This window comes from Streptomyces sp. NPDC026500 (assembly GCF_055567635.1).
Genome location: NZ_JBVHQB010000001.1, coordinates 69,248 through 90,516, shown reverse-complemented (window position 1 = coordinate 90,516; position 21,269 = coordinate 69,248). Strand labels below are relative to the sequence as shown.

22 protein-coding genes, 1 tRNA gene and 1 other RNA gene are annotated in these 21,269 nt (G+C 68.9%); 19 read left to right on the top strand and 5 right to left on the bottom strand.

From position 1 onward, the window contains the following. Window positions 1-88: 88 nt before the first annotated feature. A complete protein-coding gene (locus ACZ4N5_RS00410) occupies window positions 89-658 on the bottom strand; it encodes a DUF4232 domain-containing protein (protein WP_467754947.1) in 570 nt (189 codons plus the stop codon). A gap of 445 nt (window positions 659-1,103) precedes the next feature. Between ACZ4N5_RS00410 and ACZ4N5_RS00405 the strand changes: the two genes are divergently transcribed. Beyond that, window positions 1,104-1,589: a hypothetical protein gene (locus ACZ4N5_RS00405; protein ID WP_467754946.1), complete on the top strand. Its 486-nt coding sequence runs from the start codon at window positions 1,104-1,106 to the stop codon at window positions 1,587-1,589. 1,368 nt (window positions 1,590-2,957) lie between these two features. Here ACZ4N5_RS00405 and ACZ4N5_RS00400 read toward each other — a convergent pair. After that, the gene (locus tag ACZ4N5_RS00400; protein WP_467754945.1) at window positions 2,958-3,638 is read right to left on the bottom strand and encodes an SMI1/KNR4 family protein; all 681 of its coding nucleotides are present in this window, start codon (window positions 3,636-3,638) and stop codon (window positions 2,958-2,960) included. A gap of 334 nt (window positions 3,639-3,972) precedes the next feature. Between ACZ4N5_RS00400 and ACZ4N5_RS00395 the strand changes: the two genes are divergently transcribed. Further along, the gene (locus ACZ4N5_RS00395; protein ID WP_467754944.1) at window positions 3,973-4,443 is read left to right on the top strand and encodes a hypothetical protein; all 471 of its coding nucleotides are present in this window, start codon (window positions 3,973-3,975) and stop codon (window positions 4,441-4,443) included. Between the two features lie 175 nt (window positions 4,444-4,618). On the opposite strand, the gene ACZ4N5_RS00390 is transcribed toward ACZ4N5_RS00395, so the two are convergent. Continuing rightward, on the bottom strand, window positions 4,619-4,780 hold the full coding sequence (locus ACZ4N5_RS00390; RefSeq protein WP_467754943.1) for a hypothetical protein: 162 nt from the start codon (window positions 4,778-4,780) through the stop codon (window positions 4,619-4,621). 158 nt (window positions 4,781-4,938) lie between these two features. Between ACZ4N5_RS00390 and ACZ4N5_RS00385 the strand changes: the two genes are divergently transcribed. From ACZ4N5_RS00385 to ACZ4N5_RS00365, 5 genes are all read left to right on the top strand, one after another. Further along, window positions 4,939-5,232 (top strand): hypothetical protein, encoded by a 294-nt coding sequence (locus ACZ4N5_RS00385; RefSeq protein ID WP_467754942.1) that lies wholly within the window; start codon window positions 4,939-4,941, stop codon window positions 5,230-5,232. 984 nt (window positions 5,233-6,216) lie between these two features. Then, complete coding sequence (locus ACZ4N5_RS00380; protein ID WP_467754941.1) at window positions 6,217-7,077, top strand: helix-turn-helix domain-containing protein; 861 nt, start codon at window positions 6,217-6,219, stop codon at window positions 7,075-7,077. Window positions 7,078-7,170: 93 nt separating this feature from the next. Further along, window positions 7,171-7,566 carry an ATP-binding protein gene (locus ACZ4N5_RS00375; RefSeq protein WP_467754940.1) on the top strand — a complete coding sequence of 132 codons (396 nt, stop codon included), beginning with the start codon at window positions 7,171-7,173 and terminating at the stop codon, window positions 7,564-7,566. Between the two features lie 175 nt (window positions 7,567-7,741). Further along, window positions 7,742-8,593 carry a sigma factor-like helix-turn-helix DNA-binding protein gene (locus tag ACZ4N5_RS00370; protein ID WP_467754939.1) on the top strand — a complete coding sequence of 284 codons (852 nt, stop codon included), beginning with the start codon at window positions 7,742-7,744 and terminating at the stop codon, window positions 8,591-8,593. Then, window positions 8,590-9,411, top strand: a complete 822-nt coding sequence (locus tag ACZ4N5_RS00365) for a protein phosphatase 2C domain-containing protein (RefSeq protein WP_467754938.1) — start codon at window positions 8,590-8,592, stop codon at window positions 9,409-9,411. The genes ACZ4N5_RS00370 and ACZ4N5_RS00365 overlap by 4 nt, the downstream gene beginning before the upstream one ends. A 53-nt stretch (window positions 9,412-9,464) precedes the next feature. Here ACZ4N5_RS00365 and ACZ4N5_RS00360 read toward each other — a convergent pair whose 3' ends face one another. Then, window positions 9,465-9,959, bottom strand: coding sequence for a hypothetical protein (locus ACZ4N5_RS00360; protein WP_467754937.1), 495 nt, complete (start codon window positions 9,957-9,959; stop codon window positions 9,465-9,467). A 246-nt stretch (window positions 9,960-10,205) separates the two neighbouring features. Here ACZ4N5_RS00360 and ACZ4N5_RS00355 point away from each other — a divergent pair, with 246 nt between their 5' ends. From ACZ4N5_RS00355 to ACZ4N5_RS00315, 9 genes are all read left to right on the top strand, one after another. Next, window positions 10,206-10,553: an SCO3933 family regulatory protein gene (locus ACZ4N5_RS00355; RefSeq protein ID WP_406838142.1), complete on the top strand. Its 348-nt coding sequence runs from the start codon at window positions 10,206-10,208 to the stop codon at window positions 10,551-10,553. A 5-nt stretch (window positions 10,554-10,558) separates the two neighbouring features. Further along, window positions 10,559-11,929, top strand: a complete 1,371-nt coding sequence (locus tag ACZ4N5_RS00350) for an FtsK/SpoIIIE domain-containing protein (RefSeq protein ID WP_467754936.1) — start codon at window positions 10,559-10,561, stop codon at window positions 11,927-11,929. An 85-nt stretch (window positions 11,930-12,014) separates the two neighbouring features. Next, the gene (locus ACZ4N5_RS00345; RefSeq protein ID WP_467754935.1) at window positions 12,015-12,713 is read left to right on the top strand and encodes a DUF2637 domain-containing protein; all 699 of its coding nucleotides are present in this window, start codon (window positions 12,015-12,017) and stop codon (window positions 12,711-12,713) included. A gap of 17 nt (window positions 12,714-12,730) precedes the next feature. Further along, window positions 12,731-12,910 carry a mobile element transfer protein gene (locus ACZ4N5_RS00340; RefSeq protein ID WP_467754934.1) on the top strand — a complete coding sequence of 60 codons (180 nt, stop codon included), beginning with the start codon at window positions 12,731-12,733 and terminating at the stop codon, window positions 12,908-12,910. 15 nt (window positions 12,911-12,925) lie between these two features. Continuing rightward, window positions 12,926-13,081, top strand: a complete 156-nt coding sequence (locus ACZ4N5_RS00335; RefSeq protein WP_467754933.1) for a hypothetical protein — start codon at window positions 12,926-12,928, stop codon at window positions 13,079-13,081. A 28-nt stretch (window positions 13,082-13,109) separates the two neighbouring features. Beyond that, window positions 13,110-13,418, top strand: a complete 309-nt coding sequence (locus tag ACZ4N5_RS00330) for a SpdD protein (protein WP_467754932.1) — start codon at window positions 13,110-13,112, stop codon at window positions 13,416-13,418. Between the two features lie 100 nt (window positions 13,419-13,518). Continuing rightward, window positions 13,519-14,877, top strand: a complete 1,359-nt coding sequence (locus tag ACZ4N5_RS00325) for a replication initiator (protein ID WP_467754931.1) — start codon at window positions 13,519-13,521, stop codon at window positions 14,875-14,877. Further along, window positions 14,870-15,082, top strand: coding sequence for an excisionase family DNA-binding protein (locus ACZ4N5_RS00320; protein WP_467754930.1), 213 nt, complete (start codon window positions 14,870-14,872; stop codon window positions 15,080-15,082). The genes ACZ4N5_RS00325 and ACZ4N5_RS00320 overlap by 8 nt, the downstream gene beginning before the upstream one ends. Before the next feature lie 11 nt (window positions 15,083-15,093). Beyond that, window positions 15,094-16,344, top strand: a complete 1,251-nt coding sequence (locus tag ACZ4N5_RS00315) for a tyrosine-type recombinase/integrase (protein ID WP_467754929.1) — start codon at window positions 15,094-15,096, stop codon at window positions 16,342-16,344. Between the two features lie 79 nt (window positions 16,345-16,423). Here the strand turns inward: ACZ4N5_RS00315 and ACZ4N5_RS00310 are convergent. Beyond that, window positions 16,424-16,511, bottom strand: a tRNA-Ser gene (locus ACZ4N5_RS00310). 72 nt (window positions 16,512-16,583) lie between these two features. Here ACZ4N5_RS00310 and ffs point away from each other — a divergent pair. The 3 genes from ffs (at window position 16,584) to purD (ending at window position 21,181) form a co-directional block, all read left to right on the top strand. Next, window positions 16,584-16,682: signal recognition particle sRNA small type (gene ffs, locus ACZ4N5_RS00305), an RNA gene on the top strand. A 130-nt stretch (window positions 16,683-16,812) separates the two neighbouring features. Further along, window positions 16,813-19,179, top strand: coding sequence for a DNA polymerase III subunit gamma and tau (locus ACZ4N5_RS00300; protein ID WP_467754928.1), 2,367 nt, complete (start codon window positions 16,813-16,815; stop codon window positions 19,177-19,179). Window positions 19,180-19,927: 748 nt separating this feature from the next. Beyond that, window positions 19,928-21,181, top strand: a complete 1,254-nt coding sequence (purD, locus tag ACZ4N5_RS00295) for a phosphoribosylamine--glycine ligase (protein WP_467754927.1) — start codon at window positions 19,928-19,930, stop codon at window positions 21,179-21,181. Window positions 21,182-21,269 lie beyond the last annotated feature (88 nt).

Genomic DNA, 21,269 nt, shown 5'->3' with positions numbered 1-21,269 from the left:
GACCTGCACTTATGTGCAGTTGCTCGTAAACGTGTAGGTCAGAGCCTTGCGATCGTCATGCAGGCTGCTCGATTTGTGGGGACGGGGGTCAGGAAGGCTTGACCGCCGAGACCGGAGTGACGGCCACCTTGTTGTCGCACTCGGCCCACCACCCGTCGTTCAGGGCGACCTGGTGCTTCCCGGAGCGCGGCAGCCCGATGACCATCGTCGGATACACCGCCGGGGTCTTGCCCGACACGCAGTAGCCGTCGCCCTCCCCCTGGACCTGGACGAAGGTCAGCTTCACCCACGCCTTGCCGTGCGGCCGGACCGTCACGGTGGCCGCCCTGCCGGTGGGGGTGACCTTGAGCGGGGTGTTGTGGGCGGGGGAGCCGTTGCCGGCGCCCGCGACCGTCGGATGGCCCTTCAGGACGCACGTCTTCCGGGATACGTTGGTGAACTGCACGACCGCCGCCCCGGTCCCGGTCCCGACGGGCGGGTGGGCGGCCTGCCAGGCGCTGACCTGGAGGGCGGAGGCCGGGCAGGCGGGCGGCGGGGTGGAGGTGGTGGTGCTCGCCGCCATGGCGGTGCCGGGCAGGATGCCGGTCACCGCCGCCGCGACGGCCGTGACCGCCGTCGTCGCCAGAGCCGCCCTGCGAATGCCGTTGCTGTGACGCATGTTGTCGTCCCCCTGAGTCGTCTCGTCCGCGGGTTTCGGTCGTCGGTTGTTGCCCCGCGGTACGCGTGGTCGTGGTGCGTGAGTGCAGATAGGGCGGGAGGCGGCAGGGTTCCGTGCAGCGACTACTTGTGACGGAACGGTGACGACAGGCTGCACCCGTGCAGATGGCCGTTACTGACACACCGAAGGCAACGCGCCTTGGAAACAAGGGCGATGCGGCCACTCGATGTGCACCCGTCACGCTCTCAGCTTGGGAAGCTGAGGTGATCTGGGGCTTGCTGGGGGACTGACCTGAGGCGGAAGGGCGTCGACAGCTTGTGGCAAGTCCTCTGATTCCCCGGTATTCCCCGCGGCTCCCCGTGGGATCTGGCACGCATCTGGCACGACCTCTCATGGGTGGAGGAATACCGTAGGGACATCCCCAGCTGCCTGGGAAAATGGTGCGATGAACATCGCGTGGGAGCTTCGCGGGTTGCTTGACTCGCTGGCTCGGGAGGAAGGGGTCTTCGGCCGCGTCCTGCCTGAGGCTGAGGGTTCAGTAGAGGAGCAGATTCGCGGTCTCGTTGCCGAGGCCGAACGGGATTGGGAGCGATACGCCGTGCCTGGGGCGACTGGCCCCAACTCGCTGGCCGAGGTGGACGAGGCGCTGATCGAGGTCGATCCGAAATGTGCGACAGACCTTATGACGTACCTCGCAGCGGACGATCTGGTGTTCCCCGGTAGACCGCGGCGTGACCGCGCCCATGCACGTCGGGCAGCGGTACGCGTGGTCGAACTGCTTGGCTACGGGTCTGCCTGGCACACGAATATCAGCGATCTCTCGGAACAGGTACGTGCCTGGAGTTCCGTCACTCGTCACACCTTCGACGGCGTGGTCGCCGGCACTGGCAACGGCTTTACTGTGGTGCTGCTACAGGTAGGCGAAGACTGACCCCCGCCTTGTAAGTTCGCTCGCAGCTCAGTGCGGCCTGCCGGAACGGGGCCCGCTGGTCGCTCGCGCATCCGGTGCCAGCCACCGCCATCCGCCAGCGTTCACCGTCGTTGATGTCAGTTGGTGATGTCAGACCGGCGGACGGTCTACGCGCTGACGGCCAACTCACGTGCAGGCTGAAACTCTTGGGATCTCAGTGCATGGGGGACGCTACGCGGTGGGGACCACGGCGCATCGGTGTTGTCTGCCATGGACAGCCTCCAGGCGACTAACTGCTAGAAGATCAAGGAGCATTGGTGCTTGACGAGCTGAGTGGTGAGCCAGTGCGAGGCCTTTATCCGTCTCAATGTCCGCTGTGTGAGGGGCCGCTCGTTAGGGCGGAGGGAGTTGCCTCGGGTATGCACCCGCTATTCATAAAGGTCCGTCTGGCGGGTAAAAGGCTGGCGCGTCAGCGCGGGACCAAGGCCTTGGTGTGTGACCGGTGCAGCCACGTTCTGCTGTTTCTGCAGCCTCCCCGGTCCGCAGAAGGAGAGGATGCCGGGCTGTGAAAGCACACGGAGGGCGAACGGAGGTGCGACCCGAGTCCGGGACGAGCACTGGCGCCACCTAGGAATCTCGATGACGCTTCCTGCGCAGACGGTTGCCGGAACGAGGACGACCGGACCACTACACAGCTCTGCGGGACGCGCCCCCCTGGCCGGCACCCATTGAGGAGATGCGAATTGCTCTACAGCGAACCTGAGTCGCTGGATAGAGTCGGAGTCTCAGCTTGGGAAGCTGCGGGCGTTCAGAGCTGGTATGGGGCTTGACCTGGCGAACGATCAGAATGCGGTCCCGCCGCGCCGTACTGTTTTCACCGTGGTTCCCCGCTGTTCCCCGCTCGAACTGGTGCGGTTGCGGTGCGGAACTCCTCCAGTACGGGACCGGCCGATGTCCGCTGCTTCGTCTTGCGCCGGCGCTGGTGCCAGTGATCCGACAGCGCGCCAATGACCATGGCAGAGGCGGCCAACCCGGCACACGCTGCCCAGCTCTGCGAGCCGTCGCCTGGGGCCAGGCCCCATAGGTGGAACCCAATGACTGTCATGGCCAACCAGAGGGCAAGCCAGGCTGCCGTCCCGATCCGTCTGCTCTTGCCGTTCACGGGCTCAAGATACCTGGCCTCTCCGGCGTGACCGCCTTCTGATCCGTAGCTATATGTGGATCAGTCGGTGACGGTCATACAGGCCACCTCATGGCCCGTTGGAGGCACTACTGGTCGAGGCTGGTTGCTGTGGTTGCTGTGGTTGCTGTGGTTGCTGTACTTCCTTGCTGTACAGCCCGCTTCGCCGCCGCGTTCATGGCAATGCTCAGCAGAACAGGGCAACGGGCTTACGGTGCCGACAGGGCGGTTTGCTCGGCCTTCTCCAGCCAGTCGCTGTACCAACGGGCGAAGGTCACTGGCTTCCCGTCGTCATGGAGGAGCGGCACGAGGTCGACGTCGTCCGCCCGGCCGTCGGACCAGATCGTGCCGCGGTGGCTGCCACTGATGATCAGCCACTCCCGTAGGGCACACCCCAGATGACAGATCACGATCGCACCGGCAGTGCGTTCGGGAGCGAACATGACGGCATCCCAGCGTTCGTCCCACGCCTCGATGGCGTCGTCGAAGTCTTCGATATCGTCGAAGTCCTCTTCCTCGGGACGTTGGGCAAGGAGGTCATCGAGCAGCTTCGGGTCCGGGCCCTGGTCGGGAAACGGTTCGGCCAGCCTCGTCAGGTCGGCCAGGTCCGCGCCGTCGCCTTCCCAACGCCAGCGGCCTTGCACGCGCCGAACGGGGAACAGGCCGTACGCGGGGCCGGCGCCACCCGTGCCAACGTGGAGCAGGAAGGCCCGGTACTCCTCCGGTAGCTGCACGCCTATCTGAGCCTCAAGTTCGACAAGCCCGCCCTGGGTGAGTGGCTCCTCCAAGACCCACTTGTGCCCCAATGCCCCGAACACCTTGCCGCCCCCAGGCGCTGCGCCCGCAGCCTCGACCCGCTGACGTACGCCCGCCCACCACTGATCAGTCATGCGCAGACCGTACGGGCAACCACCGACACCCGGGGGCCCGCTCCGCGCGCGCTGCACCGACGCACGCCCAGGGACCGGGGGTCTTTTCGCACGTGGGGCTAACAGGATTTGAACCTGTGGCCTCATCCTTATCAGGTCGATCACAAGGGACCGGCGACATCGGTCAACCGGTCCTGCGCCGGGGCCGATCGTCCACTGAGGTCCGGCGCTGATCGCTGCTGTTCGCGCTTGTTGGTGTCAGCCGCTGATGTCAGCCGCCGCACGCGGTCTTTGCAGGGTGGCCGACCGCGCTAAGCGATTGGGGCTGTCCCTGGTGTGGCGGAGGATGGTGCTCATGCGCGCTCTTTTCGACTCCCCCGAGCCCCGTCGCGTCTCGCCAGGCGAGTACCCCATGTGGGACCGGGCTCTCGCCCTTCTGAACCGGGACCTGGCGGTGACACTTCCCCAGCAGGAACCCCTGCAACTGCTGGGCCTTCCGCCCTACGATGCGGGTGAGCCGGAGAACGTCTACGTGGCTATGGCCAACGGCGAGTGGCACGGCAATTGTCTGTACCCGAGCTCGCCGGACAGCCTTGCCTCTGCGCTAGCGATCGTTGCCGATTCCGCGCAGGAGACCGTCACCGAGCGTCTGTGGCAGGCGTGGCCCCTGTGTGCCGAGCATGGCCTGGGCATGCATCCGAGGGATGCGGACGGGCAACTGTCCTGGTGGTGCGCGGGAGAACAGTTGCGTCGCGGCCCGGCCCATATTCGTGCGGCCGTGGGCGCGCTCGACACCTTGGGTGAGTCAAGCCGCACACGGTCTTGAAAACCGTCGTGGCGCGAGTCACCGTGGGTTCGAATCCCACACCCACCGCAGGTGAAGCCCCCTGACCAGGTGACTCGGTCAGGGGGCGTTCACGTAGTGTTGTCCGCCGCAGACCGTGGCTCCCCGCTGTTTCCCGACCGAACGGGCACGGGAGGGGCACGTCGTCTGGTGATCTCTAGACGGCGAGCAGCACGGCGAGCAGCACGGCTGCCATTGCGGAGAAGACCCGTGGCTTCCTCCAGCCCGGTCCCGAAGCCTGGCGGTCCATCTCCCACGCGCCCACGAGACTGCCACCGAGGCCCAGCGCGCTCCGCAGCAGGAAAACGGTGGTGTGCACAGGGAACCTTCCAGAGACCTTCGAACGGACCGGAAGGCTACCCCTGGCAGCCGTCCGGTCTGCTGGTGGGGCTCTCATACGGGGCGCGGGGCTCACACGATCGGCTGGGCAATCCGCGGGGAGTGTGTCAGGATCCCGCTCCGAAGTGGAGGCCGATCATGGTTTTTGAATTTTTCGAGGTGGTCGGCTCGCCGGTGCTGCTCGTCGGGGGAGTCGCCACCCTTGGTTGGGGCTGGATTCCGGCGTGGTTCCGGAGCGACGCCCGCCGTCCCGTCGCGTTCGGCTGGGCACAGTTGGCTGTGGCTGCCGGATTTGTTATCAACCTGGTCAGCGTCTCCATGACCAACACGCCACACCACCTCGGCTTGGCGGTGAAGGCCTTCGGCGGTGTCGTGATGGTCTTCGGCTTCTGGCTGGTCGACGTGGCTGACTGGGAACCGCGGCGACGCTGATCCTTCCCTGACCCACCACTCGCCCCAGCTCCCATCCCGTCTGCCGTCGACCCACACACCGTGGAGCGGGCGTGGTTCAGGGCGTCAAGGTGGAGCGCGCCACTGTACGAACGACCTTGACGCCCTGGGCCGCGACTGCTCGGCTCTGCCTGGGTCGACGGCGGACGGGATGGAAGCACCCCACGCACGCCACACTCGGCCGGCACTCGCGAACGGCGCCCCCGCCATCTCGGAGCCTGAGCGCCCCCGCCGGAGGCACGTTCTGAGGTGTGGATTCGAACGCCGATTTTCCCCACTGGCCTTCCAGGACTCAGCCCGCAGCATCCGGCAGGCCTCAGCCGTGGCGCACCTGCTTTTTGAGCACAACGCGTCTTGTCGGGTGTACGCGCGGGTCGTGCTGCCTGGCTATGCGATGGCGTCTGCCCAGGTGAGGCCTGGCATGTGGGATGGGTGGGGTATCAGGTTCGGTCCGGTGCATCGGCCTCTGGCGCCAGAGCCTGAAGCGGTGATCACCTTGGGGCAACTTGGTGGCGCGGGGCCGGGGCCGGGGCGGCGCGGGCCGAAGGCAGGAGCGAAGCCCCGAGTCCCGAGCCCGGCGCCGGCCCGCGGTGCGGGCTGGTGGTGTGTGGTCTCCGGTGCGGCGGCTAGGCAGTCGTGGGTCAGCGCTCCGGATGGCCGAAGGCCAAGATCCCCTCACTCGGTCCCGCGAAGCCATTGGCCATGGACCGAGGCTGAGGTCCTTCGCTGAGGCCGTGGCGCGTGGGGGAGCTGCGGTTCCAGGGGCGTGGCGGTCGTGTTCCTTTCCCTCAAGTGCGCCACGGCTGAGGCCTGCCGGATGCTGCGGGCTGTGGCCTCGCGGGCCTCCTCCCCCGCCCAACGGGCGGGGCTTGAACCAGTAGAGAAAGTTTGAATCACGTCGTCCTCGTGGGGCTGGTGTGATCGTTGCGCTGGGTGCTCGCCAGGCGTTGGTGTAGAACGCTGGGTATGGGGAGTGAGCGGCAGGAACGAATGCGGGCACTGGGGGCACTTCTTCGGGCTCTGCGGGTGGATGTTGGCCTGACGGGTGCCGTGTTGGCTCAGCGGGCTGGGGTGGGTCAGCCGACGGTTTCCAAGGTGGAGAACGGGCGGATGGTTCCCAGCCGTGACGTCCTCGACCGCCTGTCCGGAGCTCTCGGCCTGGATGCTTCTACTGCCGCGGAGTTGCGGGTGGCTCTCGCCGAAGTCGAGTCGGCTCCTTCCGCGGGCGCAGACGAGAACCTGTCGGGCTCGAGTGTTTCCGCGGATGCCGTTGTCGACCTGGCGGTCCGTGGGGCCCGGCTCGTTCGGTCGTTCCAGTGTGTCGTTCTGCCGGCCATGCTTCAGAGTGCGGAGTACGCGCGGCACGTCTTCGCGAGCACGCCCGGCGCGGATGCGGTCGAGGTGGGCAAGGCTGTTGCGGCTCGGGTGGATCGGCAGAGCGTCTTGTACGAACCCGGACGAGAGTCTGTGTTCGTGGTGACGGAGGGCGTGCTCCGGACATGGCCTGGCAGTCCGGCGGTGATGCTTGCTCAGCTTGACCGGCTGCTCGCGGTGGAGAGCCTGACCACTGTGCGGTTCGGCGTGATCCCTTGGGACCGACCAGTGCCGGTCATGCCGCGGCACGGCTTCACTCTGTGCGACCAGGAGGCGGTGGTCGTGGAGACCTTCCGGGATGAGCGGGCAGAGAAGGACCCGGACGCGGTCGCGTCGTACGAGGAGACGTTCGCCCAGTTCGAGGATGCGGCTGTCTTCGGCGATGAGGTGCGAGAACTGCTGATGCGGATCATGAGCGATCTGCGTGCCCTGCCTGAGGACGTCACTCAATAGAGGAATAATTCCTCTGAATGCCTGGAAGCTTTGCATGTCAAGGAATACGCTGCCTGCGTGCTGTCTAGCCCTCTAGACGAGGAGTGTTTTCTCTTGCTCGCGAAGTGGTGCCGTCCGTTCCCTGGCCTGCCGCAACAGGTCGCTGAAGCTCGTTACTTCGTCGCCGCGCTGATGGAGGCCGAGGGGCCCCGCATGGTGGAGAACGCCGTGCTCATCGTCAGTGAGTTGGCGTCCAATGCCGTCCGGCACTCCCGGAGTGGCCGTAAGGGCGGTTGGTTTCTCGTGATCGTCGTGCTCGACGACGACCGGGTGCGCATCGAGGTGATCGACGAGGGTGGCGACGGCAGACCTCAACTGCTCGCCGCCAATGAACTGGAAGAGGGGGGCCGGGGGCTGTTGCTGATGGCGACCTGCGCCAAGGACTGGGGAGTGAAGGAGCGGATGCACGGTCGGTCCGTCTGGGCCGAACTCGCGCGAGCCGGCGCGTGATCCCCGTTGGCCTGGCCGACCGCGTTGTACTTCCGGAGGGTGGCGGCCCGTGAGCCCTCGTGGCGTCCCTGGCTATCGGTCCGGCTTCTATGTGGTTGATGTTCGTACGGGACGGCGTCTCCCGCCCGAATCGTCTAGGGCCCTAGACTCCTGGGTGCGTCTAGGAGGTGTGGGCATGTCGAACGAGTTGCAGCGGATCGCGGCCATCGATGATCCGTACTTGCTGCTGCGTGAGGTCACGACCAGGTTGGCCGACGCGCAGCAGGAAGTTACGGAACTCGCTCGGTTGCGTCGGCGTGTGGTTCAGGACCTGCATGCGCAGGGGCTGTCGTATGCGCAGATCGCGGCAAAGGCCGGCCTGAGCCGCGGGCGCATTCATCAGATCCGGCACACCGGACCGGCTCCCGAAGGAGCCTTTCTTGGGCGGGGCGCCGTCACCGTGGCCACGCCTTTGCGCCGCGATGATGAGCGCGGGCGGACGGTGGTCGCTGTGGACGACGTCAGCTCGGGCAAGCGGCTGGAGGACCTGGCGCGGTCGTACGGGCTCGACGTCCTCTCCGAACACGTATCGGTGAGTGGCGACATCGACCTCAACCGTGACGGTCTGGTCGTGGTCTGCGGCCCACGGATGTCCCAGCAGATGTGGGACACCTACGGTCAGGATCCGGTGCTGCGCTGGGAGCAGGCGGACGACGGGCCGTGGACGGTTGTCGACGGACGCACGGACACCGTGTACCGGTCCGGCCAGGACGGCGACCCTGCCCGCCCGTACGACGTCGGGTATCTCGGCAGGTTGCCTCGGCCTGACGGAGCGGGCTCGCTGTTGGCCATTGCCGGAATCCATACGCAAGGCTCCCTCGGCGTCGTCCAGTTGCTCGCCTCAGACCTGAACACCTTGTGGGGACAGGTCGGTGAACATCGCTTCTCCACTCTCGTGGGAGTCGAGTACGACCCCGAGACCGGTGAACCCCGTAACGTCGAACTGCTCTGCCCGCTCTACCGTCACGACGAGGAGCCGGCGGCGTGACGATCTCGCTGGCCTCGCTCCCCGCGGCGCCCGACGCCCCGAACGAGGATTTCACCGCTGCCTCTCCCGGGGTCGCGGTACTCCTCGACGGTGCCGGAGTGGCCGGGGGGCAGACCGGCTGCAAGCACGGTGTCGCCTGGTTCTCCTCGACGCTGGGAGGGGTTCTGCTCGGCACGATCGTCGTCCAGCCAGCTCTCCCGCTGGCCGAGTGTCTGGGCCAAGCGATCCGCGCCGTCCGTTCCCTGCATGACGGTGACTGCGACCTGCGCCATCCGGCAAGCCCGACGAGCACCGTCGTTGCTGCGAGGACCAGGGCGGGCGTCCTGGAATACCTAGTCCTGGGGGACTCGGCGCTTCTTATGGCTGGCAGTGACGACACGGTCGACGTCGTTACGGACCGCCGACTGGACGAAGTTGGCAAGCAACTGCGTGGCTCTGTAGATGAGTTGCCTACGGGCTCGCCCGAACATGCTGATGCGCTCGCGGACTATAGGGATGCCCTGACCAGGCTGCGTAACCGTCCTGAAGGTTTCTGGATCGCGGGGCCCGACCCGGAAGCGGCCCAACATGCGCTCACCGGTTCTGTTCCGCTGGATTCGTTGGCATCCGTGGTTCTGATGAGCGATGGGGCCACTCGTCTTGTCGACCGGTTCGAACTCGCCACCTGGGGTGAGCTGTTCGCGCTCGTCACTACTCCCGGTCCTGGCGAGGTGATTCGGCGGGTGCGAGACGCGGAGGCCGACGACCCTGACGGTCAGTGCTGGCCGCGTGGAAAAGCGCAGGATGACGCGACGATCCTGCATTGGGTTCTGCCGTAGCGCTGTGTTCTGTGGACGATGGCGCGGGGCCGGGGTGCGGGCAGTGATGCGGTTCATTGTGGGAACGAAGACTCTTCGCCGACGGCGGCGAGGAGTTCGAACGGGAGCTCCCTGTCGCCCTGTCCGATCGTCAGCCCGAGCCAACGGCCGCTGGACGGTATCCGCCACGCCAGCATGGTGACGGCGACGCTGCACAAGGAGCACAGAGGCTCGGGCGCGGGCTCGGTGTTGGGATAGTCCGGGTCGTCGAGTCCGAGGTATGGCCACAGGTCGACCGTGGTCGGATCGCCCCAACGCTCAGTCAGGGCGTGGGCTACTGCGGTGAGGTCGGCCTCCAGTTCCTGGACCGCTGGCTCGACAATTTCGGGGCTTCGGTCCTCCCAGAAATCCTGGGTCGCCCGCAGGATGACTATGTGAAAGCCAGCTCCGCCCCAGCCGTGTTCCGTCTTCGTGTCCCCCCTCCCCTCAGGGAACGGCTGAGTGATCAGGGTGTCGATGATCGACAACTGTTCACCAGTGGAGCCTGTGGTCTGGTTCTGGGGCGGCATGGGGATGGAGTGTAGGGCTGGCAGCGCACGGGATGTCCTTCCGCCGCCACTCGCTGATCCGGTCAGCATCTCGATGATGCGCCCAGACATCTCGTATACCCCCCTAGACAGTTGACGGGCTGTCGGCTTACTGTTGTCGTCAACCCCCCTAGACGATCGGGGCGGTTCCCTCCTTTTGCTGTCTAGGGGGGTATCCAATCAAGGTGACGTCGGAAGCGGCGTCACAGACACAGTGAGGTCAACAGAATGCGTGTCATTCCCGTGGACACTTCGGCCGCGACGCTGCTTGTCACCAAGCTGCCCGAGGTGAAGGTGAAGGACCGGCAGACGGGCGAGATCGCCGTGGACCCGGTGACCAACGACCGGTTGATGGTGCTGGAGGTGGTGTTCATCGCCCAGGGTGGCTCGGACATGGTCAAGGTGACCGTGCCCGCCAAGGGCGTCGGCGAGGGTCTGGTCATGGGTACGCCGGTGATCCTTTCCGGCCTGGTCGCACGGCCGTGGGAGAGCGAGTTCGGCGGTCGCGCCCGGCACGGGATCGCCTACCGGGCCGATGCCGTCATGGCCAACGTCCCTGCCCCGGTGCAGGGCTGAGCGCCATGACCGACCCCGTGTGGACACTGCTCCTGGCGCTGGTGACCCTGGCCGTGATCTTGCAGGTACTGCGGCGCCGGTTACCGGTCGTCTTCTGGTGGCTCATCGGTTATCCGGTCGTCGCGCTGCGGGTGCTCACCACGTACCGCGCCACCATGGATGCGTGCGGCCTGACCGTCCCGGCTTCGGCTGTACGGCGGGCAACGGCCCGGATGATGGGGCGGGAGGCGGCGCCCGTCCCGCCGCGCCGGTCACTTCCCCTGCCCACAGGCTCTGGGCTCGTGATGCGACTGCGTATGGCGACCGGACAGGCGCCGGAGGACTTCATGGCCTCCGCTGACCGGCTGCGCCACGCCTGGGCTGCGCACGCCGTCCACATCCGCCCGACCAAGCCGGGACGCCTCGAACTACGGCTCATCGGATGGGACGTACTCGCCAATGTGCGTCCCGCCCGGCGCCGGCTCTCTGGCGGACCGCTGACACTGCCTCTCGCCCTGCGGGACGACGGGAGCTGGCACGTGCGGGACTTCCGAACGGTGCCGCACGAACTGATCCTCGGCGCCACCCAGTCGGGCAAGTCCGTCTACCTGCGCAACCTGCTGTGCGGTCTGGCCCGGCAACGGGTCGTCCTCGTCGGCATCGACTGCAAGTGGGGCGTCGAACTGGCGCCGTTCGCCCCCCGGTTGTCCGCGCTGGCCGACACTTCGGACCGTGCGAACGAACTCCTGGACGTGCTCTTGGAGGAGATGGAGGAACGGTTCCGGCTGATCGGCGTCACCTCCGGAGCGGGCCCGGACGCCGTGCTCACGTCCGACGTGTGGGGCCTGCCCGATGCGGTGCGGCCCGTACCGATCGTGGTCGTCGTCGACGAGGTGGCGGAACTCTTCCTCGCCGCGAGCCGTGATGACGAGAAACGTCGGGACGCCATGGTCACCAAGCTGATCCGCATCGCCCAGCTCGGCCGTGCCGCGGGCATCTACCTGGAGGTGTGCGGACAGCGCTTCGGCTCCGAACTCGGCAAGGGCGCCACCATGCTGCGGGCCCAGCTCACCGGCCGCGTATGCCACCGAGTCAACGACGAGTCCTCCGCGAACATGGCCCTTGCTGACATTTCCACGGAAGCCGCGCTCGCCGCGACCGGAATTCCCGCCGACCGACCCGGCGTGGCTGTCGTGGGTGACTCCTCGGGCGGCTGGTCTCGTGCCCGCTCACCGCACCTCACGCTGGACGACGCCGCAGCCGTCTGCCGTGCCACCGCGGACCTGGTCCCGGCCCTGCCCCGCCTCGCCGCCTTCCGGCCGCACGCAGCCCTGGCCACCGACAAGCCGTCGCCCTCGACCGCTGCCGTGTCCGCCGCGCGCCCGGTGATCGAGTAACAGCCCTTTCCACCTCGGTCGGCGTGACTGCCTGGCGCCGTGTCCCTACCTCTCCCATGCCTCGAACCGGAAGGAGTCCGCGCCAATGCGTGTCTTCTCGGCCCGTGTGGACGCCGTGATCATTCAAGCCGTCATCGCGGGCGCCCTGTCCTTCTCGCACTTGCACGACCTGGCCGAAGCGGCTGGACAGGGCGGTTGGAAGGCGTGGGCCTATCCGGTCTCCGTCGACCTGCTCTTGGTCGCCGCTTGGCGGCGCATGCGCGAACAGCAGCGCTCGGGGCTCCCCTCCGGCGGGCCGCGGCTGTGGTTCCTGGTCGCCCTTGCCGCGTCCCTCGGCGCGAACATCGCCACCGCCGGACTCCTCGACCTGGCCCACGTTCCCGCCCTGCTCCGCGTGGTCGTCGCGGGCTGGCCGGCCGTCGCCTTCTTCGGCGGCACCCTGCTGGCCCACACACCCCGTGCCCCGGATTCCGTCGACCGCGCGTCGGCTGTATCCGAGGCGGGGGACTTGGTGGCCTCGACCCCGACTTCCGCACTCTCCGAACCGGCAGCAAGCGGTGCGACCGATCCGGACCCCGTCCCGGTCCTGGAGCCCGCGGCCGACCCGGGCCCGGCACCGGCGCCCGCCTCGACCGTCCACCTCCCGCCCGCCCTCGTCGACCGTGCCCAAGCGCTCGCCCGAGAGCTCCACTCCAGGACCGGTGAACCCGCCGATCCCGACACCATCCGTGCCCGGCTCGGCCTGCCCGCGTCCATGACGCCGGCCGTCGCCGCGCACCTCTGACCAGGGAGACGCCCGCCATGAACCCGCGCTTCCGCGACGTCCGCCGCATCGGCCCCGTCCAGGTCGCCTCGTACCTCTCCAGGGGCCGAAGCCGACACGTGGCCGCCTGCACCGCCCCGCACTGCGACTTCTCCGCCGAGTACGACAGCCGCGCCGCCGCCGAACTCGCCGCCCGCATCCACCGCTGCCGCGCCTGACAGGAGACGACAGCCATGCACGTCCCGCTCTGGCTCGCCCTCCTCGTCGTCGGGGCCCTCGGGGTCCGGCTCGTCCGCCCACCGTGGTGGCTCGTCGTCGTGCTCCTCCTCGGCGGCTACCTCGCCGCCGGGAGCTTCCTCGCCCCCGCCATCGACCCCGCCCTCAAGTAACGCAACCGCACGGAAGGGAATCCGCCCCATGTTCAAGCCCAAGTACCCGCCCATGGACACCGCTCCGGTACCTGCCGCGCCGCCCTCGACCGTCCACAGCCCGGTTCCCTTCCAGAGTGCTGCGGCGCCTGCTCCCACAGCGGCGGGGGCTTCGAACCGTCCTGCCGTGCAGCTCACCCCGGGGAGCGCGCTGACCCTCGTGGTGGGAGGCTCCGCCGTCGTCCTGGTCGTGGGGGCCGTCCTGGTCTCCATGCTTCTCGCCGTCGCGATCACCGCCGCCTCCGTGGCCGTCTGCGCCGTCACCATCCGCTCAATCCTCAAGAGCGACCGCCGCTGACTTCTATCTCTTCCGCGCACTGGCATGCCCACGGTGTCTAGCCCCCTGGACGGGCCAGGTGTTCGTCTCGAATCCAGTTCCCTCAAGGAGGAACCCGCACATGCGTCCCGAGGCTCCGACCGGAGCCGTCCGCCAACTGGCGGCCCTCGCCCATCACGGCGACCTCAGCACGTACGCGCACCAGATCCAACGACTCGGCGGCTGCGAGCTGCCCGTACGGATGGAGGGGCGTCGCCTGGACATCCTCGCCGCCACTGGCGAAATCGTCCGAGAGATCGTCGACCGCGACCTTCCCGCCGGGCAACTCCTCATCCGCTGCAACAACCGACGCGCAACCCGCTGTGCCGCCTGCGCCGAGGTCTACCGCCGGGACACCTTCCACCTCGTCACCGCCGGCCTGAGCGGCGGCAAGGGCATCGGTCCCGCGGTCGCCGAACACCCCCGCGTCTTCGCCACCTTCACCGCACCGTCCTTCGGCCCCGTCCACAACCGGCCCGGTGGCGGGCGCTGCCGCTGTGGACGCCTGCACGCGGACGGCGACGCCGTTCTCGGCACCCCTCTGGATGCGGACCGCTACGACTACCGCGCCGCCGTCCTGTGGAACGCCCACGCCGGTGCCTTATGGGCCCGCTTCGTCACGTACCTCCGCCAGCAGCTTGCGTCTCGCGTGGGCATCGGCCGTTCGGAGCTACGCGACCGCCTGAAGGTGTCGTACGCCAAGGTCGCCGAGTATCAGCGACGGGGCGCCGTCCACTTCCATGCCGTGATCCGCCTCGACGGCCCGGACGGAGCCGAGGACACCCCGCCGACCTGGGCCACCACCGAACTCCTCACCGACGCCATCCGCTCGGCCGCCGCCCTCGCCGAGACACCCGGCCCGGCCCTGGACGGCCGCGCTCACACCTTCCGCTTCGGCGAACAGCTTGACGTCCGCCCCATCCAGTCCGCCGACTTCACCGGCGCCACCAACTTGAGCAGCCGTGCCGTCGCCGCGTACATCGCCAAGTACGCAACGAAAGGCGCCGAAAGCGCGACAGGCACGCTCGACCGCCCGATCCGAAACCCCATCACCGATCTCATCGGCGCCGAAGTCACCGACCACGCCCGGCAGATGATCCTCACCTGCTGGCGCCTCGGAGGCCTGTCGGAGCTCGAAGAACTGCGCCTGCGCAAGTGGGCCCACATGCTCGGCTTCCGTGGTCACTTCTCCACCAAGTCCCGCGCCTACTCCGTCACCCTCGGTGCCCTTCGCCAGGAACGCGCCGACCACAACGAAGCCGAGACCCGCGAACGCGCCGCCGAGGCGGGCCACCCGCTGCCCGCCCCGGACACCGTTCTCGTCCTCTCCCACTGGCGCTTCGCCGGCACCGGCCTGACCGACGCCGAGTCGTGGCTCGCCCAGATTCGGCCCTCGCAACCCGCTTCCCAAGATGCGGAGGAAGGGACCACCCATGGCTGATTCCTACGAGCCCGACCCGTCCTTGGTCCTGCTGACCGTGGAGGAGGCGGCCCGACGGCTTCGAATCGGCCGGACGACGTGCTTTCGGCTCGTCCTCTCGGGAGAGATCGAGTCCGTCACCGTCGGTCGGCTCCGCCGGGTTCCCGTCGATGCCGTGCCGGCCTACGTCTCCAAGCTCCGCCACCGACCCGCTCACGCGGCCTGAGAGGGGTTCGCATGTCAGGAGAGAAGCGCACCCGGCAGCCCAATGGCGCCTCATCGATCTACCTCGGTAAGGACGGGAAATGGCACGGTCGAGTGACGGTCGGTGTCAAGGATGACGGCAAGCCCGACCGCCGCCACATCGAGCGCAAGACCAAGGCCGAGGTGACCAAGGCCGTCCGCGAGATGGAGCGGGCCCGGGACGACAAGAAGCTCCGGAAGCCCGGCAAGGGATGGACCGTCCAGAACTGGCTTGAGCACTGGGTCGAGAACATTGCCAAGCCGTACGTCTCCGAGAACACGTATGCCGGGTACGAGGTGGACGTCCGCGTGCACCTGGTCCCGGGCCTGGGCGCCCATCGGCTTGAGCGGCTGGAGCCCGAGCACCTGGAGCGCTTCTACCAAAAGATGCAGGGCGCCGGCAGTGCGGCGGGCACTGCTCACCACGTGCACCGCACGGTCCGTACGGCCCTCAGCGAGGCTGTACGGCGCGGGCACGTACCCAACAACCCTGCGGAGATCGCGAAGGCTCCACGGCTCGAAGAGGAGGACATCGAGCCGTTCACCATCGAGGAGGTACAGAGCCTGCTCGTCGAGGCGGCCAAACTCCGCAACAGCGCGCGTTGGGTCGTAGCCCTGGCGCTGGGGCTTCGGCAAGGGGAAGCACTCGGGCTCCACTGGGAGGACGTCGACCTGGACGCGGGATACGTCCGCATCCGGAAGAACAGACTTCGGCCCAAATACGCGCACGGCTGCGAGGACAGCCCGTGCGGTCGGAAGGCGGGCTACTGCCCGAAGCGGCAGCAGACCCGGCGTGAGCACAAGTCCACGAAGTCGCGGGCGGGACGCCGCACGATCGGTCTGCCCGATCCGCTGATCAAGATTCTCCGGCAGCACCGAGAGGTCCAGGAGCGCGAGCGGATCGCGGCCGGTGCGGACTGGGAGGGCAAGGGGTACGTCTTCGCCTCACCGATCGGTGGACCGCTGAGCCCGAACACGGACTTCCACGTGTGGAAGCGGCTTCTCAGGGATGCGGGGGTTCGGGACGGACGTCTTCATGACGCTCGCCACACGGCGGCGACCGTGCTCTTGATCCTTGGCGTTCCGGACGTCGTGGTCGACGCGATCATGGGATGGGAGCCCGGGGGAGCGGCTCGGATGCGCGCTCGGTACATGCACGTCACGGGACCGATGCTCCGGAAAGTCGCGCAGCAGGTCGGGCAGGCGCTCTGGGAGCTGCCCGGAGCCCAAGAAAAATCCAACTGAGACGGAAACTGAGACGGCCAACGAAGAAGGGCCCCGCTGCAAGCAGCGGGGCCCTTCGACATCGTGCCCGGTGAGGCACTGGCGGAGGATACGAGATTCGAACTCGTGAGGGGTTGCCCCCAACACGCTTTCCAAGCGTGCGCCCTAGGCCACTAGGCGAATCCTCCGGGGCAAACAATACAAGACGTTGAGGAGTGCTCGCGAACTCGTTCCCCACCCCCAGCATCCTGTACTCTTTGCGGAGCCCCTCACGTGGCGCTATCTGACTGAACTCCCCCAGGGCCGGAAGGCAGCAAGGGTAGGTTGGCTCTGGCGGGTGCGTGGGGGGCGCTTGCGTTTCCGGGACGGCCGCTGGAGGCCTGCTGGGGCGGCTCTGGGGCCGGCCGGGGACCGGATGCGGCCGGGGTCGCGCCCGGGATGCGCTCAGGGCGGTCCGTGTTGTCAGTGGGCGCCTATAACCTCGTAGACGTGTCGTCTCTCGCGCTGTACCGCCGCTATCGCCCGGAGTCGTTCGCCGAGGTCATTGGGCAGGAGCATGTCACCGACCCGTTGCAGCAGGCCCTGCGGAACAACCGGGTCAATCACGCGTACCTGTTCAGCGGTCCGCGCGGGTGCGGCAAGACCACGAGCGCGCGCATCCTCGCCCGCTGCCTGAACTGTGAGCAGGGGCCCACACCGACCCCGTGCGGGGAGTGCCAGTCCTGTCAGGACCTGGCCCGCAACGGCCGGGGCTCCATCGACGTCATCGAGATCGACGCGGCTTCGCACGGTGGTGTGGACGACGCCCGTGACCTGCGGGAAAAGGCCTTCTTCGGGCCCGCGAGCAGCCGGTACAAGATCTACATCATCGACGAGGCCCACATGGTCACGTCGGCCGGTTTCAACGCGCTGCTGAAGGTCGTCGAGGAACCCCCGGAGCACCTCAAGTTCATCTTCGCCACGACCGAGCCCGAGAAGGTCATCGGGACGATCCGGTCGCGGACCCACCACTACCCGTTCCGGCTGGTGCCGCCGGGCACCCTGCGCGAGTACCTGGGCGAGGTCTGCGGGCAGGAGGGGATCCCCGTCGAGGACGGCGTGCTCCCCCTGGTCGTACGGGCGGGCGCGGGGTCCGTGCGTGACTCCATGTCCGTGATGGACCAGCTGCTCGCGGGTGCCGCCGAGGCCGGTGTGACGTACGCCATGGCGACCTCACTGCTCGGGTACACGGAAGGCTCGCTGCTGGACGCCGTCGTCGAGGCGTTCGCGGCGGGGGACGGAGCCGCCGCGTTCGAAGTGGTGGACACCGTCATCGAAGGCGGTAACGACCCGCGGCGATTCGTCGCCGACCTGCTGGAGCGGCTGCGGGACCTGGTGATCCTGGCGGCAGTCCCGGACGCGGCGGAGAAGGGGCTCATCGACGCCCCGGTCGAGGTCGTGGAGCGCATGCAGGCGCAGGCCGGGGTCTTCGGCGCCGCCGAGCTGAGCCGCGCCGCCGACCTCGTCAACGACGGGCTCACGGAAATGCGTGGAGCCACCTCGCCGCGCCTCCAGCTCGAACTCATCTGCGCGCGCGTCCTGCTGCCCGCCGCCTACGGGGACGAGCGGTCCGTCATGGCCCGCCTCGACCGTATCGAGCGCGGGGTGAACTTCTCCGGCGGTGGAGCGGCGCCCGCCATGGGTTACGTGCCCGGACCCGAGGTGCACGGCGCGGTGCCGGTCCCGCAGGCCGGGGCGGCGGTTCCTCCCGGGGGCGGTCCCGCGGCGGCCCGTGCCGCGGCCCGGGGAGCGGGACACGGCGCAGGGCCGGGAGCGGGACCGGCGGGAGCCGGTGAGGGTGCCGGAGCCGTGCCGGGAGCAGTACCCGGGACCTCCGCTCCCGTCGAGCCTGTGGCACCCGCGGCGTCCGTCACGGCTCCGGCCCCGACAAGTGCGCCTTCGTACGCTCCCGTGGCGCCCGAGCAGCCCGCGGCCCCGGCCGGTGCTCCCGCGGGGGCCGCGCCCGGTGCCTGGCCCACCGCGACCGCCGCCGGCAGTGGCCGGCGCCCCGGCGGCTGGCCCACGGCGGCGCCCGCGGGAAGCGGCCCGGCTCCGGCGCAGTCCGCACCGGCGCCCGCCGCCGCCCCCGCTCCTCCTGCGGCCGCTCACGGAGCGCCCCAGGCTCCCGCTCCGGCCGCGCCACCGGCCGCGGGCGGTCTCGACCCCCGCGTGCTGTGGCCGAACATCCTGGAGGCGGTGAAGAACCGCCGCCGGTTCACCTGGATCCTGCTGAGCCAGAACGCGCAGGTCACGGCCTTCGACGGTACGACCCTGCAGATCGGCTTCGTCAACGCCGGGGCACGGGACAACTTCGCGAGCAGCGGCAGCGAGGATGTGCTGCGGCAGGCGCTCGCGGAGCAGTTCAACGTGCAGTGGAAGGTCGAGGCCATCGTGGACGCCTCGGGCGGCTCGGCACCGCCGGCCGCTCCGGCGGGCGGCGGGTTCGGCGGCGGAGGCGGTTACGGCGGGGGCGGCAGCGCCGGCGGCGGCTACGGAAGCGGCAGCGGTGGTGGCGGTGGCGCCGGTGGTTACGGCGGGGCTCCCGCCGGCCAGCGCCCCGCGCCTCAGCAGCCGTCCGCTCCGGCCTCCGGGCCCTCGGCCCAGCAGTCCGGCCCGTCCGGGGGCCGTCCCCAGGGCCAGGGCATGTCCGCGCACGCGTCGGCCCCGGCCCCGTCGTACGAGCCGCCGCCGGTCGCCCCCGAGGACGACACCCCCGAGGACGACGACCCCGACCTGGACGAGTCCGCCCTCTCCGGCCACGAGCTGATCGTCCGCGAGCTCGGGGCGACGGTGGTCGAGGAGTTCTCGAACGAATGACAGGGCCGGCCCGGCGCCGGCTCCCGGTGCACGAGGAGTCGCCCACCAGTTCGTCGGAGCTGCGGACGCCGCCTCCCGGTTAATCGGAGCCTCGGACGCCGCCTCCCGGTCCATCGGAGCCACGGACGCGCCCCCCGGTTCATCCGAGCCTCGGTTAGCGCTTGCGGCGGCTGGGCCTTGCGCCTCGGTTAGCGCTTGCGTGCGCCTGGGCCAGCGCTTGCGGCGGCTGGGCCTTGCGCCTCGGTTAGCGCTTGCGTGCGGCTGAGCCGTGCGCCTGGGCCAGGGCCTCCTTGCCGCTGGGCCTCGCGCCTCGGTTAGCGCCTCCTTGCACCTGAGCCTCGCGCCTTCGTGCAGCTGAGCCTCGCCCCTCGGCCAGCGCCTCCGTGCACCTGCGCCTCGGGTAGTGCCTCCGGCAACCGGCTCCTGTTGCATCCCGCGCCACTCGGACCGCTGCTTGAGCGGGTTTCGGGAGGGTGGTCGGGTGTCGGCCGCCGCCGATCCCGGAGCCGGCCTCGGCGCGCGGCCCATCGCGTCCAGGAACATTCCCCGCGAGAGCCCGCGGCCTCCACAAGCGAAGCGCCCGAAGCGCCTCGCAAGCCCCCTCGAAGCACCTCCTGATCACACCGCCCGGCGCATCGGGGACGGCGTCGATCGGAGGCGTCTCTTGGAGGATCGCACCAGCGCCGTACCCCCTCCGCTTCGGAAGCCCCCACAAGGGCACCCTCGTGCGGAGGCTAGGCTGACCCCCGTGAAGGTCCTTGTCATCGGTGGTGGCGCCCGCGAACACGCCCTGTGCCGCTCCCTGTCCCTCGACCCCGACGTCACCGCCCTGTACTGCGCTCCCGGGAACGCCGGGATCGCGGAGGTGGCGGAACTGCACGCGGTCGACGCCCTCGACGGCGCCGCCGTGGCCGCGCTGGCCACGGAGCTCGGCGCCGAACTGGTGATCGTGGGCCCGGAGGCCCCGCTGGTCGCCGGTGTCGCCGACGCCGTGCGCGCGGCGGGCATCCCCTGCTTCGGCCCCTCCGGGGAGGCCGCGCAGCTGGAGGGCTCCAAGGCGTTCGCGAAAGACGTGATGGCGGGTGCCGGCGTCCCCACGGCACGCTCGTACGTCTGCACGACGCCGGAGGAGGTCGAGGAGGCGCTCGACGCGTTCGGAGCGCCGTACGTCGTGAAGGACGACGGACTGGCGGCCGGCAAGGGCGTCGTCGTGACCGACGACCTCGACGCGGCGCGCGCGCACGCCAACGCCTGCGACCGCGTCGTCATCGAGGAATTCCTCGACGGCCCCGAGGTCTCCCTCTTCGCGATCACCGACGGCACGACCGTCGTCCCGCTCCAGCCCGCCCAGGACTTCAAGCGCGCGCTGGACGGCGACGAAGGCCCGAACACCGGCGGCATGGGCGCTTACTCGCCGCTGCCCTGGGCGGACCCGAAGCTCGTCGATGAGGTCATGGAGACCGTCCTCCAGCCGACCGTCGACGAACTGCGCCGCCGCGGCACACCGTTCTCCGGACTTCTGTACGCAGGTCTGGCGATCACCAGCCGTGGCGTGCGGGTCATCGAGTTCAACGCCCGCTTCGGCGACCCCGAGACCCAGGTGGTCCTCGCCCGTCTGAAGACCCCGCTGGCCGGTGTCCTGCTGGCGTCCGCGAACGGCACTCTCGCCGATCTGGAACCACTGCGCTGGAGCGAGAACGCGGCGGTCACCGTGGTCGTGGCCTCGCACAACTACCCGGACACCCCGCGCACCGGCGACCCGATCACCGGGCTCGACGCGGTGGCCGCCGAGGACGCCCCGCACGCGTACGTCCTGCACGCCGGCACCCGGCACGAGGGCGGAGCGGTGGTGAGCGCGGGCGGCCGTGTGCTGTCCGTCACAGCGATCGGATCCAGCCTCTCCGAGGCCCGCGAGCGCGCCTACGCGGCGGTCGCCCGCATCGGCCTGGAGGGTTCGCAGCACCGCACGGACATCGCGGCGAAGGCGGCGGCCGAGGCATAGCCCCAGATCCCCCATAGCATCACCGAGCCCCGGGTTCCGTACGGAATCCGGGGCTTTGTCACGTTGCGCACGGACCCTTTCACCTGCG

Coding starts and splice junctions, on each gene's coding strand:
- ACZ4N5_RS00410 (WP_467754947.1), bottom strand. CDS start 658: ATGCGTCACAGCAACGGCATTCGCAGGGCGGCTCTGGCGACGACGGCG.
- ACZ4N5_RS00405 (WP_467754946.1), top strand. CDS start 1,104: ATGAACATCGCGTGGGAGCTTCGCGGGTTGCTTGACTCGCTGGCTCGG.
- ACZ4N5_RS00400 (WP_467754945.1), bottom strand. CDS start 3,638: ATGACTGATCAGTGGTGGGCGGGCGTACGTCAGCGGGTCGAGGCTGCG.
- ACZ4N5_RS00395 (WP_467754944.1), top strand. CDS start 3,973: ATGCGCGCTCTTTTCGACTCCCCCGAGCCCCGTCGCGTCTCGCCAGGC.
- ACZ4N5_RS00385 (WP_467754942.1), top strand. CDS start 4,939: ATGGTTTTTGAATTTTTCGAGGTGGTCGGCTCGCCGGTGCTGCTCGTC.
- ACZ4N5_RS00380 (WP_467754941.1), top strand. CDS start 6,217: ATGGGGAGTGAGCGGCAGGAACGAATGCGGGCACTGGGGGCACTTCTT.
- ACZ4N5_RS00370 (WP_467754939.1), top strand. CDS start 7,742: ATGTCGAACGAGTTGCAGCGGATCGCGGCCATCGATGATCCGTACTTG.
- ACZ4N5_RS00360 (WP_467754937.1), bottom strand. CDS start 9,959: ATGCCGCCCCAGAACCAGACCACAGGCTCCACTGGTGAACAGTTGTCG.
- ACZ4N5_RS00355 (WP_406838142.1), top strand. CDS start 10,206: ATGCGTGTCATTCCCGTGGACACTTCGGCCGCGACGCTGCTTGTCACC.
- ACZ4N5_RS00350 (WP_467754936.1), top strand. CDS start 10,559: ATGACCGACCCCGTGTGGACACTGCTCCTGGCGCTGGTGACCCTGGCC.
- ACZ4N5_RS00345 (WP_467754935.1), top strand. CDS start 12,015: ATGCGTGTCTTCTCGGCCCGTGTGGACGCCGTGATCATTCAAGCCGTC.
- ACZ4N5_RS00340 (WP_467754934.1), top strand. CDS start 12,731: ATGAACCCGCGCTTCCGCGACGTCCGCCGCATCGGCCCCGTCCAGGTC.
- ACZ4N5_RS00335 (WP_467754933.1), top strand. CDS start 12,926: ATGCACGTCCCGCTCTGGCTCGCCCTCCTCGTCGTCGGGGCCCTCGGG.
- ACZ4N5_RS00330 (WP_467754932.1), top strand. CDS start 13,110: ATGTTCAAGCCCAAGTACCCGCCCATGGACACCGCTCCGGTACCTGCC.
- ACZ4N5_RS00325 (WP_467754931.1), top strand. CDS start 13,519: ATGCGTCCCGAGGCTCCGACCGGAGCCGTCCGCCAACTGGCGGCCCTC.
- ACZ4N5_RS00320 (WP_467754930.1), top strand. CDS start 14,870: ATGGCTGATTCCTACGAGCCCGACCCGTCCTTGGTCCTGCTGACCGTG.
- ACZ4N5_RS00315 (WP_467754929.1), top strand. CDS start 15,094: ATGTCAGGAGAGAAGCGCACCCGGCAGCCCAATGGCGCCTCATCGATC.